Consider the following 15,698-nt stretch of genomic DNA (forward strand, 5'->3'; position numbering starts at 1 on the left):
CCGCCCGCCCGGCCGGCCGCTGCGCGGAGGGCCCGGCATGGACCCGGTGATCGTGGTCGGGGCCGGACCGGTCGGTCTGGCCCTGGCCCTCGCCCTCGCCCGGCACGAGGTGCCGACCGTCGTCCTGGACGAGGGCTCCGGGCTCTGCCCCGAGGGCCCTCGCAGCGTCGTGCTCGGGGCCGACACCGCCGCCTTCCTGACCAGGATCGGCTACCCGCGGGCCGCCTCGGACGCCGCCCGGTGGGACGCCTTCACCATCTGGCGCCGCCGCCAGGAGGTGCTGCGGATCGACCTGGCCGACACCCCCGTCCTCCACCTGCCCCAGCACCGCCTCCAGCGCGGCCTGCGCGACGCCCTGACCGGCACCCCGCTGGTGCGGCTGGTGCCGTTGAGCCGCGTCACCGAACTCGCCCAGGACCGCGACGGCGTCAGCGTCCGCACCCGCAACCCGCAGGACGGCACCGAGACCTGGTGGCGCGGCAGCCACCTGGTCGGCTGTGACGGAGCCCGCTCCGCCGTCCGGAAGCTGCTGCGGATCCGCTTCCCCGGCCGGCCGGCCGTCGACCGCAACGCCGTCGCCACCGTCCGGGTCGACCTGCCCTTCACCGAGGCCCGGCTGCACCGCGAGCCCCCGTGGCGCGGCGACCGCGAGGCCTCCGCCCGACCGCTGCCGGACGGCGTCTGGCGCCTCGACTGGCGACTGCCCCCCGGCCGGCCGGTCCCCAGCGAACCCGTCGACCCGCACGCCACCTGGCCCGGCGTCGTCACCGGCGACACTCTGCTCACCCGGGTCACCGCGACCCTGACCGGCTGGTGCGGCGAGCTGCCCCGGTACGAGCTGCTCGCCGCCGCCGACCACACCGCCCAGCAGCGCCTCGCCGCCCGGTTCCGCAGCGGCCGCTGCTTCCTCGCCGGCGACGCCGCCCACCTGCACGGCGCCCTCGGCATGCAGAACCTCGCCGACGGCCTGCGCGACGCCGACAACCTCGCCTGGCGCCTCGCCCTCGCCTGGCATCTGCACACCGGCGGCCCCCAGCCCGGCGGCTCGCTGCTCGACGGGTACGAGGCCGAGCGGCGCGGCGCGGTCGGCGCCCGGCTGCGCGCCGTCGACCAGGCCATGCCGCTGCTGCGCCCGCTGCGCGGCTGGCAGGCCACCCGGCGCTCGCTGCTCTCCGGCTCGTTCCGCAAGCACGCGCCGCTGCTCGCCGACGGCCAGCTCGGCACCGGCCGCTTCGGCGGCGCTCCCGCCTACCCGGCGGCGCCCAGCGGCGTGCCCGGGCGGGTCCCGGTGCAGCGCGGCCGGCGCGACGCGACCTCGCTCAGCGAACTGCTGCCCGCCACCTCGCCCGGCGTGCTCGTCCCGGACCTGCCGGTGCTCACCACCGACGGCACGCCGGACCAGCTGCACGCCCGGCTCGGTGCCTCCTTCCTGCTGCTGCTGGTCGCCCCCGGCACCGCCGTCTGGTCCGCCGAACACTGGCTCGGCGCCGGGCTGATGCCCCGGCTGGCCGAGGTCGCCGCGGCCCTGCCGGTGCCGGCCGAGGTGCTGGTCACCGAGGAGTACCCCGGAGCCGGACCGCACACCGTGCTGCTGATTCGGCCGGACGGCCATCTGGTCGGGGTCACCCAGGGCGCCGCGGCCGACGACCTCCTCGCGCTGGCCGAGCGCGCCCGGGGCGGGCCGCCGACCCTGGCCGGCGGTGCCGAGCCGGACCAGGAACCCGATCGTCCCGGCCGCGACACCGGCACCGAATCCGCCCGCGGTACCGGCTCCGGTCCCGGGGCGGGCGCCGGGGCCGCCGCGCCCCGACAGGTCTCCGGCGCGACGCCGCGCCCGGCGGACTCGCCTAGCGGGCCACCTCGGTGACCCTGCTCTCCCGCACCACCGTGACCCGGATCTGGCCCGGGTAGGTCAGCTCCTCCGCCACCTGCTTGGCGACCTCGCGGGCGATCACCTGCGCCCCGAGGTCGTCCACCACCTCCGGCCGCACCATCACCCGCACCTCGCGGCCGGCCTGCATCGCGTAGACCTTGGCCACCCCTTCGTGCGCCCGGGCGATCTCCTCCAGCCGCTCCAGCCGGCGCACGTAGACCTCCAGCGACTCCTTGCGCGCCCCCGGACGGCCGCCCGAGCAGGCGTCGGCGGCCTGGGTCAGCACCGCCTCGACCGTCCTCGGCTCCACCTCGCCGTGGTGCGCCGCGATCGCGTGCACCACGTCCGCCGACTCGCCGTACCGGCGGGCGAAGTCCGCCCCGATCGCCGCGTGACTGCCCTCGACCTCGTGCGTCAGCGCCTTGCCGATGTCGTGCAGCAGCGCCGAACGGCGCACCGGCGCCGGGTCCACCCCGAGCTCGGCGGCCATCATCCCGGCCAGGTGCGCCGACTCCACCAGGTGCCCCAGCACGTTCTGCCCGTACGAGGCCCGGTAGCGCAGCGTCCCCAGGGTGCGCACCAGCTCCGGGTGCAGCCCGCCGACCCCGGCCGACAGCAGCGCGTCCTCACCGGCCCGGACGCAGCGCCGCTCGACCTCCTCGCGGCTGCGCTCGTGGACGTCCTCGATCCGCATCGGGTGGATCCGGCCGTCCTCGACCAACTGCTCCAGGGTGAGCCGGGCGGTCTCCCGGCGGACCGGGTCGAAGCAGGACAGCTGCACCGAGACCGGGGTGTCATCGATGATCAGATTGACGCCGGTGACCGCCTCGAAGGCGCGGATGTTGCGACCCTCCCGGCCGATGATCCGCCCCTTCATCTCCTCGTTGGGCAGCCGGAAGAGCGACACCGCCGTCTCGGCCGTCTGCTCGCTCGCCAACCGCTGGATCGCCCCCGCGACGATCTCCCGGGCCCGCTGCTCGCCCTCCTCCTTGGCCGCCCGCTCGATCTCGCGGACGGCCACGGCCGCCTCCCGCCGCGCCTCGGCCTCGGCCTCCCGGACGAGTTGGGCCCGGGCCTCGGCGGCCGAGAGTCCGGCGGCGCGCTCCAGCTCCGCCGCCCGGCGCCGCAGCAGTTCGTCGGCCTGGATCCGGGACCGCTCCAACGCGGTCGAGCGGTCGTCGAGTTCACCCTCGCGGGCCCGGAGGCGGCTCAGCTCCTCGGTCAACCGCTCCTCGCGCCGGTCGAGTTCGGCCCGCAACCGCGCGGACTGCTCCTCGGCCCGGCGCCGGGCCCGCTCGGTCTCGGCCGTGGCCCGCCGCTGCGCGACCCGCAGGCGCCCGACCGTCAGCCAGGCCGCCGCCACGACGGCGACCAGCACCGCGGCCGACAGCAGGGGGACGACCGGTCCGGCGCTCAGCGCGATCCTCATCCTGCCCACTCCCCGTCCTGCGCGCCACGCCGCCCGGGACCAACCGAGACCGGGCCCGGGCATGCCTGCCCGCGGCACGGCCGGGGAGTGATCGACGCGTTACCCGCACTGAGTGCGAGGCTAAGCGCAGGTTACGAAACGGTCAAGACTGGCCAGGTAGTTGGCGAACTCCTCCACAGCGGGGCCGTCATTCCCACCCGGAACCGGGTCCTCCGTCCACGTCCTCTCCATCCGGACCGCCGTCGGCCGCCTCCGCGTCCAGGACCTCCCGGACCACCCGGAAGGCCAGCCCCTCGGAGTAGCCGCGCCGGGCCAGCACGCCGACCAGACGCCGCGTCCGGGCCTGCCGCTCCAGGCCCCTGGTCACCCGCAGCTTGCGTTCGACCAGGGCCCGGGCCGCCTCGGTCTCGTCGTCGTAGTCCAGCTGCGCGACGGCCTGCTCGACCAGGTCGCCGGCGACCCCCTTGGTCCGCAACTCCTGGGCCAGCGCCCGCCTGGAGAGACCGCGAACGGCGTGCCGGGACTCCACCCAGGCCTGGGCGAAGGCCGCGTCGTCGATCAGCCCGACCTCCTCCAGCCGGGTGAGCACCCCGTCGGCGACCTCGTCCGGGATCTCCCGCCGGCGCAGGGCGTCGGCCAGCTGCTTGCGGGACTTGGCGGCGCCGGTGAGCAGGCGCAGGCAGATGTCCCGCGCCCGGGCCTCGGGGTCGAGCGACTCCTCGGGCTTCGCCGCCCGGGCACCCCGGGTGCCCGGGCGCCCTTCGCCCTCGGCGCGCTCCCGCGCGCGTCCCCGCGTGCGACGGGCACCTGCGCCCCGCCCGGCGCGCCCGCCCTCCTCGGCCGCGTCGGCCGGGTCGGCGAAATCGGCCGGGCCGGTGCGGGAGGCAGGGGCGGCCGCACCCCCGTGACCGGCCGCCCCTCCCCCGGCCGGATGGCCGGGAGCCGTCTCCTCCACCAGCGCCGAACGGCGCCGGCGCCGACCCGTCGGCAGCTCGGACGCGGACACCAGCCCGAGCGCGTCGTCCAGGCCGTCCGGACCGCTCGCGCCGTCGGGAGCACCCCGCCGCCCGGCCCGGCCGGGCGGCACGCCCCGCTCGGGCCGCGGTCCGGGCCCCGGCTCCGGATCCGGATCCGGTTCGAACTCCGGCTCCGGCTCCGGTTCCGGCTCGGCCACTGCGGCGAACCAGTCCGGCGGGCCGTAGTCGTCGTCCTCCGGGCCCGCCGGGCCGCCGTCCACCGCCCTGCTGTGCTGCATCAATGACTCAGGCCTTGGCCGCCGCCGTCGTCTTCTTCGCCGCGGCCGTCTTGGCGGCGGTCGCGGTGATCGGCTTGGCCCCGCCCTCGGCAGCGGCGTCGGCACCGGCGGCCGGCGCCTCGCCCTCGGCCGGCTCCGCCGTCTTCGGGCCGATGCCGAGCTTGGTCTTGATCTTCCGCTCGATCTCGTCGGCGAGCTGCGGGTTGTCCCGCAGGAAGTTGCGGGCGTTCTCCTTGCCCTGGCCGAGCTGGTCGCCCTCGTAGGTGTACCAGGCGCCCGACTTGCGGATGAACCCGTGCTCGACGCCCATGTCGATCAGGCCGCCCTCGCGGCTGATGCCCACGCCGTACAGGATGTCGAACTCGGCCTGCTTGAACGGCGCGGCCACCTTGTTCTTGACGACCTTCACCCGGGTGCGGTTACCGACCGCCTCGGTGCCGTCCTTCAGGGTCTCGATCCGGCGGATGTCGAGCCGGACGGAGGCGTAGAACTTCAGCGCGCGGCCACCGGTCGTCGTCTCCGGCGAGCCGAACATGACGCCGATCTTCTCGCGGAGCTGGTTGATGAACACCGCGGTGGTGTTCGACTGGTTCAGCGCACCGGCGATCTTGCGCAGCGCCTGGCTCATCAGACGGGCCTGCAGACCGACGTGCGAGTCACCCATCTCACCCTCGATCTCCGCGCGCGGGACGAGCGCCGCGACGGAGTCGATGATCACCAGGTCGATCGCGCCGGAGCGGATCAGCATGTCGGTGATCTCCAGGGCCTGCTCACCCGTGTCCGGCTGGCTGACCAGCAGGGCGTCGGTGTCCACGCCGAGCTTCTTCGCGTAGTCCGGGTCGAGCGCGTGCTCCGCGTCGACGAACGCGACCGTGCCGCCGGCCCGCTGGGCGTTGGCCGCCAGGTGCAGGGTCAGCGTGGTCTTTCCGGACGACTCGGGGCCGTAGATCTCGACCACCCGGCCGCGCGGGATGCCGCCGACCCCGAGGGCGACGTCCAGGGCGGTGGACCCGGTGGGGATCACGTCGATCGGCTCGTTGGCCTTCTCGCCGAGGCGCATCACCGAGCCCTTGCCGAACTGCCGCTCGATCTGGGCGAGTGCGGTCTCAAGAGCCTTCTCGCGGTCCGTACCTGCCATGGCTTCCACCCTCGGGTTCTGTGCTGTGCGCTTCATCGTTCTCGACGCTAGCGCGTCCCACTGACAATCGGCCCCGACCGGGCTCGACCCTGTGGAAAACTCTTCGCCGGAGAGTACAAAGAACACCTGTTCGATTCAAGTGGCGCAGGTGGGCCGGGCCCGACCGGTCCCGGCGAACGGTCGGCCGCCGGCCCCGGCGCTACTCCTCGCCGCCCCGGCCCGGGCCCCGGCCCCGCCCGGAGTCCCGCCCGGCGTCACGGCCGCCCGCGTCCTCCCCGCCCGCGGCGCCGTCCGGCCCCACCCCCGCGCCGACCATCCGCCGCAGCCGCCGCGCCGCCTTCCGGCGCAGCTCCCGCCGGGCCCGCCGCTGGGCCCCCCGGTCGATCCGCGGATCGGTGGCCACCTCGTACCGGCGCACGTAGGTGCCGACGAAGCCCTGCAGGGTGGCGGCCGCCGGGATGGCGATCAGCGCGCCCACCGCGCCGAGCAGCGCCGCGCCCGCGATCACCGAGCCGAAGGCCACCGCCGGGTGCACGTCCACCGTCCTGGCGGTGATCCGGGGGTGCAGCAGGTAGTTCTCGATCTGCTGGTAGACGACCACGAACGCCAGCACCCAGAGCGCGTCCACCGGCTCCACGGTGAGCGCGACCAGCACCGGCAGCGCGCCGGCCAGATACGTCCCGATGGTGGGCACGAACTGCGACATGACGCCCACCCAGACCGCCAGCGCCGCCGAGTACGGCAGGTCCAGCAGCGCGAACATCACCCAGTGCGCGAGTGCCGAGGCGACCGCGAGCAGCGCCCGCGAGTAGAGGTAGCCGCCGGTCTTCGCCAGCGCGATCTCCCAGGCCCGCAGCACCTCGCCCTGCTTGGCGGGCGGCAGCAGCGAGCAGACCGTGCGGCGCACCCGGGGGCCGTCCGCGGTGAAGTAGAAGGTGAAGAGCCCGACCGTGAAGGCCTGGAACAGCCCGCCGATCAGGGTCGAGGAGACGCCCCACACGTTGTCGGCGGCCTGCTGCGCGTAGGTCTCGATCGCCCCGGAGTCCTTGAGCAGCTTCTTCTGCAGCTCGTCCAGCGAGAGGTCCTGGTGGAAGGTCTGGTTGATCCAGTGGATCAGGTTGTCGAGCAGGTGCGGCAGGTCCCCGGCGATCTTCGCCACCTGGTCGACCAGCAGGGTGCCGAGCGCGGCCAGGAACCCGCCCACCGCGACCGCCACCGCCACGAAGACCAGGAAGGTGCCGACGCCCCGGCGCACCCCCCGGGCCGCCATCCGGTCGACGGCCGGCTCCAGCGCCAGCGAGAGGAAGAAGGCGACCAACAGCATCACGAAGAGGTCGATCAGCTGGTGGAAGGCCCAGTCGGCGAGCTGGAACAGCCCGACCATGACCAGCGCCAGCACCATGGCGCGGGGCAGCCAGCGCGGCATGCCGGTCCCCAGGAGCCCGTCGGCCCGGGCCGGCGCGCAGTCGCGGGCGGGCTCCCGGTCGGCGCCGTCGCGGTGTTCGGGCCGCCGGCCCGCGGCCTCGTCGGCGACCTGCGCCGACCTGTCCGAATTCTGCGGTTCTGCGCTGCTTGTCACTCGGACAGTCTGTCCCATGCCCGACACCCCACCGGGCACCGGGCACCGGTTCAGCGGAGCACTGCGGAGACGCCCTGGTTCTCGCAGACCATCCGCCAGACGTCCTTGGCCTCCCAGCCCGCGTCCAGGGCCTGCCGCACCGTCCGCCCGCCCAGCTCGCTCATCACGTGGTCGGTGGCGAAGGACTCCGCGTACGCCTCCCCGAAGTGTGCGTACATCCGTCGCCAGAATTCGGTCAGCCTCATGCCCACCAGTATCCCGGACCGGACCGGAGGCTTCAGGGCGTCCAGTCGGCCGCCTCCAGCGCGTACTCGACCTCCCCGTGCTCCGAGCCCGGGATCGCCTCCGGGTACTCCTCGTGGAAGGTCCGGACGAAGTGGAGCCCGGCCTTCTCCATCACCCGCCGCGAGCCGCGGTTGACCGTCATCGTGTACGCCACCACCCGGCGCACGCCCAGCTCGCCGAAGCCCCGGCGGATCAGCGCCCGGGCCCCCTCGGTGGCGTAGCCGCGGCCCCAGGCCGGCCGGCGCAGCCGGTAGCCGAGCTCGACCTCGCCGCGGTCCCGCCGGTCCGTCGGGCGGAACTCGAACCAGCCCAGGAAGGCCCCGCCGGCCCGCTCCTCGGCGGCCCACCAGCCGAGGTCGCCGTACCGCCGGTAGTGGTCGAAGTAGAGCGGCAGCAGTTCCCGCTCGACCACCTCGCGCGGGGTGGCCCGGCCGCCGGTGAGGTGGCGCATCACCTCGGGGTCGCCGTCCAGCTCCACCAGGTGGTCGACGTCGGCGGGGGTGAAGCGGCGCAGCACCAGCCGCTCGGTGGTGAGGTAGACGGTCATCCCCCGATCCTCGCCCACGGCGCGGCGCCCGTCACCCGGGTTTCCGGCGGCCCCCAGCCCGGCGCGGGCCCCGCCACCCGGGGCAGGCCCCGCCCGCTCAGTGCGGCAGCGCGAGCGTCCCCGCGCCGTAGTACTGGCGGTCGCCGCAGGCGTACGGGCCGGGCGGGCAGGCGGCGGCCGCGGTGGTGGCCAGCAGGGTCGCGAGCCGGTCCGAGTCCCAGTCCGGGTGCAGCGCGGCGGCCACCGCGACCGCGCCGGTCACGTGGGCCGCGGCCATCGAGGTGCCGGCCAGCGCGGCGTACTGGCCGCCGGGCCAGTCGGAGACCACCGCCCCCTGCGGGCCGCCGTCCGGGTCGCCGCCGGGGGCGGCCAGCGAAACCTTGCCGCGCCCGAAGTTGGAGTAGGCGGACGGGTGGCCGTCCCGGTTGACGGCGGTCACCGTGACCACCCCGGGGAGTTCGCCGGGGAGCCGGACGCACTCCGTCCCGACGTAGCGGGTCCGGGCCGGGCCGGAGCTGCGGTCGTTGGGGCTGCGGTCGTCGGTGCGGGCGGCCCCGAGGTCCTGCCCGTCGTTGCCGGCCGAGGCCACCACCACCGCTCCCTTGCGCCGGGCGTAGTCGACGGCCCGGGCGACGGCGGCGGTCAGCGCGGCCTGGTCGCCGTCCTCCGGGCAGTTGTACTTCCAGGGGTCGGCGAAGTAGCTGTTGTTGATCGCCTTGGCACCGTGGTCGGCGGCCCAGAGCATGCCGCAGACGATGTTCTCCGCGTAGTACTGCCCCAGCGGCCCGAGCAGCCGGACGGCGGCGATCCGAGCGCCTGGCGCGACGCCGCTGACGCCGTGGCCGTCCCGGGCCGCGCCGACGATCCCGGCGACGTGCGTGCCGTGGCCGCTCTCGCCGACCCCGGGGTCGGGCCGCCAGGCGCCGGTCCGGGCGTCCGGGCGGCCGTCCGCGCAGGAGGCGGAGCTCTTCGGGTCCACGGCCGCGCGCAGGTCCGGATGGGTGTCGTCGACGCCCGAGTCGAGCACCGCGACCAGCACCCGGCGCAGCGCGTCGGCGGAGGGGGCGCCCGGTCCGGGGCCGGGACCGCGCAGCAGGGTGGCGGTGGTGTCGGCGGACGGGCCGCCGCCGCTGCCGAGCATCGCGAGGTTCCAGGCGTCGCGCTCGCCCGGGTCGGCCACGGTGGGGGTGGCGTCGTCCGCGCCGTCCGACCCCGCCCGGTCGCCGCCGGCCCCGGCCCCGGCGCCGAAGTCGCCGGCGCCGTCCAGCGGGCGGGGCGGGCTCGGCACCGGTGAGGTCCGGGTGGCGCCCACCGCGGCCACTCCGGGCCGGTCCCGGACCTTGTCGGCGAAGCCGCCGGCGGCGTACGCGAGGACCGCCCCGATCTGGGGGTACTCCTGGACGACCTGCCCGCCGGCGGCACGCGCCTCGGCACCGGCCCGGGCGGCGCCGGACGCGTCCTGCCGCTCGGCCAGCACCAGGTAGCTGAAGTACTCCCGCCCGGGCCCGGCCACGTACGGGACGGCGCCGCCGACCACCAGCGCGGTGAGCAGCATCGCGAGCAGTGCGCGGACCGGGCCCCGGGTACGGCGCCGGGGGACCTGCACGGGACCGCTGCCGGCCGGGTGCGCCTGCGCCATCGCACGGTCTCCGCTCGTCGGTCCCGGTGGCCGCGGGGGTCCGGCGATCACCGGAGGTCCGATGCCACGAGAGGATCAGGTGTCTGAATTATCACCATATGAGCGGATTATCCTTTCTGCCTTTCCGGTGACCCTCCCGACCCCTCCCGATCCCTCCTGCCCCGACTTCGCGACGGCCCGGCACCCCGACGGCCCGGCACCCCGACCCGGCCCCGCGACACCCTGCCCTCGCGACGACCCGGCCGACCGGCGACGCCGCCTCCACCCGCCCCTTGTCAGTGCCACCCGGCACCATGGGGGCATGGCGCCGAAGACCCACCCCCAGCCGCCCGCCGACCCGCTGGCCGGATTCGCCCCGGCCACCCGGGCGTGGTTCTCGGGCGCCTTCCACGCGCCCACCACCGCCCAGGCCGAGGCCTGGCAGGCCATCGCCGGCGGGACGGACGTCCTGGTGGTGGCCCCCACCGGCTCCGGCAAGACGCTCGCCGCCTTCCTCTCCGCGCTGGACCGCCTGAGCAGCACCCCGCCCCCCGCCGAGCCGAAGCGCCGCTGCCGGGTCCTCTACATCTCGCCGCTCAAGGCCCTCGCCGTCGACGTCGAGCGGAACCTGCGCTCCCCGCTGGCGGGCCTGCGCCAGGCCGCCGTCCGGCTCGGCCTGCCCGAGCCGGACGTCCAGGTCGGCATCCGCTCCGGCGACACCCCCGCCGCCGACCGGCGCCGCTTCACCACCCACCCGCCGGACATCCTGATCACCACCCCCGAGTCGCTCTTCCTGCTGCTCACCTCCGCCGCCCGGGAGGCCCTGCGCGGCATCGACACGGTGATCCTGGACGAGGTGCACGCCGTGGCCGGCACCAAGCGCGGCGCCCATCTGGCGCTCTCCCTGGAGCGGCTGGACGAACTGCTGGAGCACCCGGCCCGCCGGATCGGCCTCTCCGCCACCGTCCGGCCGGTCGAGGAGGTGGCCCGCTACCTCAGCCCGCGGCGCGGTGCCACCGTCGTCCAGCCCGCCGGTGCCAAGGAGTTCGACCTCTCGGTGGTCGTCCCCGTCCCCGACCTCGACGACCTGCCGCCCGCCCCCGCCACCGGCGGCGACACCGACCGGCAGAGCGGCGGAGCCTCGATCTGGCCGCACGTCGAGGAGCGGATCGTCGACCTCGTCCAGGCCCACCGCTCGACCATCGTCTTCGCCAACTCCCGCCGGCTCGCCGAGCGGCTCTGCAACCGGCTCAACGAGATCGCCTACGAGCGAGCCGCCGGCGAGCCGCTCCCCGAGGCGCACGCGCCCGCCCAGGTGATGGCCGAGTCCGGCGTCGCCAGGGGCGCCCCGCCGGTGATCGCCCGCGCCCACCACGGCTCGGTGTCCAAGGAGCAGCGCGCCCTGGTCGAGGAGGAGCTGAAGGCCGGCCGGCTGCCCGCCGTGGTCGCCACCTCCAGCCTGGAGCTCGGCATCGACATGGGCGCCGTCGAGCTGGTCGTCCAGGTCGAGTCACCGCCCTCGGTCGCCTCCGGCCTCCAGCGGGTCGGCCGGGCCGGCCACCAGGTCGGCGCCGTCTCCACCGGCGTCTTCTTCCCCAAGTACCGGGGGGACCTGGTGCAGTCCGCCGTGGTCACCGAGCGGATGCGGGCCGGCCGGATCGAGGCGCTGCGCATCCCGCGCAACCCGCTGGACGTGCTCGCCCAGCAGCTCGTCGCCATGACGGCGCTGGACACCTGGCCGGTGGACGACCTGCTCGCACTGGTCCGCCGGGCCGCACCGTTCGCCACCCTGCCGCAGTCCGCCTTCGACGCCGTGCTGGACATGCTGGCCGGCCGCTACCCCTCGGACGCCTTCGCCGAGCTCCGACCCCGCCTGGTCTGGGACCGGGTGGCCGGTACCGTCACCGGCCGTCCCGGTGCCCAGCGGCTCGCCGTCACCTCCGGCGGCACGATCCCCGACCGCGGCCTGTTCGGCGTCTTCATCGCCGGCTCCGAGGCGGCCGACTCCAAGGCCGGCCGCAAGGGCACCGGCGGCCGCCGGGTGGGCGAGCTGGACGAGGAGATGGTCTACGAGTCGCGCGTCGGGGACGTCTTCACCCTCGGCACCACCTCCTGGCGGATCGAGGAGATCACCCACGACAAGGTGCTGGTCACCCCCGCGCCCGGGGTCCCCGGCCGGCTCCCGTTCTGGAAGGGCGACACCCTCGGCCGCCCGCTCGAACTCGGCCGCGCGCTCGGCGCGTTCACCCGCGAGCTGGGCGCGCTGGAGCCCGCCGCCGCCACCGCCCGGCTCCGGCAGGCCGGCCTGGACGACTGGGCCGCCGGGAACCTCCTCGGCTACCTCACCGAGCAGCGCGCCGCCTGCGGCCACCTCCCGGACGACCGCACCATCGTGGTCGAGCGCTTCCGCGACGAGCTCGGCGACTGGCGGATCGTCATCCACTCCCCGTTCGGCGCCCAGGTGCACGCGCCCTGGGCGCTCGCGATCGGCGCCCGGCTGCGGGAGAAGCACGGTCTGGACCCCCAGGTCATGCACGCCGACGACGGCATCGTGCTCCGCCTCCCCGACGCCGACCTGCTCGACTTCCCGGTGGAGCAGCCGGCGCCGGACGACGCCCCGGTCGGCGCCGACGCCGCCCTGTTCGACTCCGGCGAGATCGAACAGCTCGTCACCGACCAGGTCGGCGGCTCCGCCCTGTTCGCCTCCCGCTTCCGCGAGTGCGCCGGCCGCGCCCTGCTGCTCCCCCGGCGCAGTCCGGGCAAGCGCACCCCGCTCTGGCAGCAGCGCCAGCGATCCGCGCAGCTCCTGGAGGTCGCCTCGGAGTACGGCTCGTTCCCGATCGTCCTGGAGGCCGTCCGGGAGTGCCTCCAGGACGTCTTCGACGTCCCCGGCCTGGTCGAGCTGATGCGGGACCTCGAATCGCGCGCCGTGCGCCTGGTCGAGGTCACCACGCCCGAGCCCTCCCCGTTCGCCCGCTCGCTGCTCTTCGGCTACGTCGCCCAGTTCCTCTACGAGGGGGACTCCCCGCTCGCCGAGCGCCGGGCCGCCGCCCTCGCGCTGGACTCCCGGCTGCTGTCCGAGCTGCTCGGCCAGGCCGAGCTGCGCGAGCTGCTCGACCCGCAGGTCCTGGCCGAGCTGGAGGCGGAGCTCCAGCGGCTCACCCCCGAGCGCCGGGTCAAGGACGCCGAGGGCGTCGCCGACGCCCTGCGGCTGCTCGGTCCGCTCACCGAGGCCGAGCTGACCGCCCGCGGCGCCGAACCGCTCTGGGCCCTGGAGCTCGAAGCCACCCGCCGGGTGATCGCGGTCCGGATCGCCGGCGAGCAGCGCTGGGCCGCCGTCGAGGACGCCGGGCGGCTGCGCGACGCCCTGGGCACCCCCCTGCCGGTCGGCGTCCCGGAGGCCTTCACCGAGCCGGTCAAGGACCCGCTGGGCGACCTCCTCGCCCGGTACGCCCGCACCCACGGCCCGTTCACCGCCGCCGAGGCCGCCGCCCGCTTCGGCCTCGGCAGCGCGGTGGTCGCCGGCACCCTGCAGCGCCTCACCGCCGCCGGGCGGCTGGTCCAGGGCGAGTTCCGCCCGCCCGACGCCCACCCCCTCGTGCCGGACGCCGCACGCCCCGCCTCCACCGACGGCCACCCCGCCACCGTCGAGTGGTGCGACGCCGAGGTGCTGCGCCGGCTGCGCCGCCGTTCGCTGGCCGCCCTGCGCCAGGAGGTCGAGGCCGTCCCGCCGCGCGCCCTGGCCGCCTTCCTCCCGCAGTGGCAGCACCTGGCCGGCCACCGGCTGCGCGGCCCGGACGGCCTGCTCCGGGTGGTCGAGCAGCTCCAGGGCACCGCCCTGCCCGCCTCCGCCCTGGAGCGGCTGATCCTCCCGGCCCGGCTCGCGGACTACTCCCCCGGCCTGCTGGACGAGTTGATGGCCGCCGGTGAGATCGGCTGGTCCGGCGCCGGCGCCCTGCCCGGCAAGGACGGCTGGATCGGCCTGCACCTCGCCGAGCACGCCCACCTGCTGCGTCCGGAGCCCGTCCCGCCCGCCGTCACACCCGTGCACACCGCGCTGCTGGAGGCCCTGGCCGGCGGCTACGGGCTCTTCTTCCGCCAGCTGGTCGCCCAGCTCCCCGACACCCCCGAGACCGAGGTCGTCGAGGCCCTCTGGGACCTGGTCTGGGCCGGGTACGTCAGCAACGACACCCTCGCCCCGCTGCGCGCCCTGCTCGGCTCCGGCCGGACGGCCGGCGCGACCGCCCACCGGGCGCCCCGGGCCACCCCGCGCGGGCGCTACGGCGGCGCGGGCCGGGCCTTCGGCCGGGCCGGCGGCACGCTGCGCGGCGGACCGCCGACGGTGGCCGGGCGCTGGTCGCTGCTGCCCGCCTTCGACGCCGACCCGACGGTGCGGGCCACCACCCAGGCCCAGAGCCTGCTGGACCGGCACGGCCTGCTGACCCGGGGCGCGGTGGCGGCCGAGCGGATCCCGGGCGGCTTCGCCGGGGTGTACCGGGTGCTCGCCGCGATGGAGGAGCGCGGCCGGGCCCGCCGGGGGTACTTCGTGGAGGGGCTGGGCGGCGCCCAGTTCGCCATGGACGGCGCCGCCGACCGGCTGCGGTCCGTCAGCGGGCGGCTGGAGCGGGCCCGGGCCGCCGAGTGGCCGGCCGGTCCGGCGGCCGAGCCCCCGCAGGTGCTGGTCCTGGCCGCCGCCGACCCGGCGAACGCCTACGGCGCCGCGCTGCCCTGGCCCGACCCGCCGGGCACCGCGGCACCCGGTGCCGAGCGGGCCACCGCGGCCGGGGAGGCGCCGAAGGAGACCAAGGAGGCCCGGGAGGCCAGGGCGCACCGCCCCGGCCGCAAGGCCGGCGCCCTGGTGGTGCTGGTCGACGGCGAGCTGGGCCTCTACATCGAGCGGGGCGGCAAGTCCCTGCTGGCCTGGCCCGAGGACGAGGCCACCCTCGCCGCCGCGACGGCCGCGCTGGCCTCGGCGGTCCGCGCGGGGGCGCTCGGCAGCGTCACCGTCGAGCGGGCCAACGGCGTGCCCGCGCTCGGCTCCCCGCTCGGCGCCGCCCTGGAGGAGGCCGGCTTCCACCCCACCCCACGGGGCCTGCGGCTGCGCCCCTGACCCGCCCCGGGCCCGGGGAACGGCGGGCGCCCGCCGCCGGGCACGGCGAAGGCCGCGAGGCGGAGAACCACCTCGCGGCCTTCGCACCGCGTCACTGCGCTCACCCGATCGGAGGCTCTGCCTCCATCCGGGCCCTCGGCTCACCCGTTCGGCGCGGCTCCGGTCCGGTGGACCAGCGGTCCGCGTGCACCGGGATCAGCCCGAGCCCCCACCCGCCGGCCGCGAGCAGCCCCAGCGCGGCCCCGTCGGCGGGTTGGCCCCGAAGCACCAGCCAGCCGGCGAGAGCGCCCGCCGACATCGGCAGGAGCCTGCGCAGACGCCGGGGAACCAGCTGCCCCAGCCGTATTCGGGCCTCGGCGAACGTCGTAGCTGCCTTCCGCACGACCGGCCTCCTTCGCTCGCCCCGGGCACCAGGCGCCCGGGCGTCGAGGCCAGGTCAGGCGGCGACCACGTCCATCGCGGCGGCCTTGGGCGAGAGGTTCGCCCGGTCGTTGCCGGGGGCGGGCAGCGGTACCGGTTCGAGCACCGGCCTCAGCAGTTCACCTTCGGAGAGGCTGGACATCGCCGCAAGTTCGGCGAGCGAGAGTTCGTCACTGACCTCGCGCATGACCTCGGACATTCGAACGTCGAGTGCGTCGCAGATCGCGGAGAGCAGCTCCGAGGAGGCCTCCTTCTGTCCCCGCTCGACCTCGGAGAGGTAACCGAGCGAAACCCTGGCTGCTGCCGACACCTCGCGAAGTGTGCGGCCCTGGCGCTGGCGCTGCCGACGCAGTACATCGCCCAGTAGGCGACGGAGCAGGATCATCGGTGCCTCCCTCCTCGGACTGCGGATCGAGATGTCACGCCCCCACCGTACCGCCTTGC

Annotated in this window: 11 protein-coding genes; 2 read left to right on the forward strand and 9 right to left on the reverse strand. The window is 76.0% G+C overall.

Annotated features, from left to right (window positions below):
- Positions 1-37: 37 nt before the first annotated feature.
- Positions 38-1,867 carry an FAD-dependent monooxygenase gene (locus tag ACIF6L_RS31265; RefSeq protein ID WP_396490810.1) on the forward strand — a complete coding sequence of 610 codons (1,830 nt, stop codon included), beginning with the start codon at positions 38-40 and terminating at the stop codon, positions 1,865-1,867.
- On the opposite strand, the gene rny is transcribed toward ACIF6L_RS31265, so the two are convergent.
- The 7 genes from rny to ACIF6L_RS31300 form a co-directional block, all read right to left on the reverse strand.
- Positions 1,848-3,302 carry a ribonuclease Y gene (gene rny / locus ACIF6L_RS31270; protein WP_329489816.1) on the reverse strand — a complete coding sequence of 485 codons (1,455 nt, stop codon included), beginning with the start codon at positions 3,300-3,302 and terminating at the stop codon, positions 1,848-1,850. The two genes, ACIF6L_RS31265 and rny, sit on opposite strands and share 20 nt — an antisense overlap.
- A 187-nt stretch (positions 3,303-3,489) precedes the next feature.
- Positions 3,490-4,557: a regulatory protein RecX gene (locus ACIF6L_RS31275; RefSeq protein WP_396490809.1), complete on the reverse strand. Its 1,068-nt coding sequence runs from the start codon at positions 4,555-4,557 to the stop codon at positions 3,490-3,492.
- A gap of 7 nt (positions 4,558-4,564) precedes the next feature.
- Positions 4,565-5,695, reverse strand: a complete 1,131-nt coding sequence (recA, locus tag ACIF6L_RS31280; RefSeq protein WP_329489815.1) for a recombinase RecA — start codon at positions 5,693-5,695, stop codon at positions 4,565-4,567.
- A gap of 199 nt (positions 5,696-5,894) precedes the next feature.
- A complete protein-coding gene (locus ACIF6L_RS31285; RefSeq protein ID WP_396490808.1) occupies positions 5,895-7,274 on the reverse strand; it encodes an AI-2E family transporter in 1,380 nt (459 codons plus the stop codon).
- 50 nt (positions 7,275-7,324) lie between these two features.
- Positions 7,325-7,519, reverse strand: coding sequence for a DUF3046 domain-containing protein (locus ACIF6L_RS31290; protein WP_352297341.1), 195 nt, complete (start codon positions 7,517-7,519; stop codon positions 7,325-7,327).
- A gap of 32 nt (positions 7,520-7,551) precedes the next feature.
- Positions 7,552-8,106, reverse strand: a complete 555-nt coding sequence (locus ACIF6L_RS31295; RefSeq protein ID WP_396490807.1) for a GNAT family N-acetyltransferase — start codon at positions 8,104-8,106, stop codon at positions 7,552-7,554.
- 97 nt (positions 8,107-8,203) lie between these two features.
- Positions 8,204-9,745, reverse strand: a complete 1,542-nt coding sequence (locus ACIF6L_RS31300) for a S8 family peptidase (protein ID WP_396490806.1) — start codon at positions 9,743-9,745, stop codon at positions 8,204-8,206.
- A 301-nt stretch (positions 9,746-10,046) separates the two neighbouring features.
- On the opposite strand from ACIF6L_RS31300, the gene ACIF6L_RS31305 reads away from it, so the two are divergent.
- Entirely contained in the window at positions 10,047-14,834 is a 4,788-nt protein-coding gene (locus tag ACIF6L_RS31305) for an ATP-dependent helicase (RefSeq protein WP_396490805.1), read from the forward strand.
- A gap of 100 nt (positions 14,835-14,934) precedes the next feature.
- Here ACIF6L_RS31305 and ACIF6L_RS31310 read toward each other — a convergent pair whose 3' ends face one another.
- Together ACIF6L_RS31310 and ACIF6L_RS31315 are read right to left on the reverse strand one after the other, a co-directional pair.
- Positions 14,935-15,216, reverse strand: coding sequence for a hypothetical protein (locus ACIF6L_RS31310; RefSeq protein WP_329489810.1), 282 nt, complete (start codon positions 15,214-15,216; stop codon positions 14,935-14,937).
- 54 nt (positions 15,217-15,270) lie between these two features.
- Positions 15,271-15,639 carry a helix-turn-helix transcriptional regulator gene (locus ACIF6L_RS31315; protein ID WP_329489809.1) on the reverse strand — a complete coding sequence of 123 codons (369 nt, stop codon included), beginning with the start codon at positions 15,637-15,639 and terminating at the stop codon, positions 15,271-15,273.
- Between the last annotated feature and the right edge of the window lie 59 nt (positions 15,640-15,698).

It is taken from the genome of Kitasatospora sp. NPDC086009, assembly GCF_044540385.1.
In the GTDB taxonomy this organism is placed as follows: domain Bacteria; phylum Actinomycetota; class Actinomycetes; order Streptomycetales; family Streptomycetaceae; genus Kitasatospora.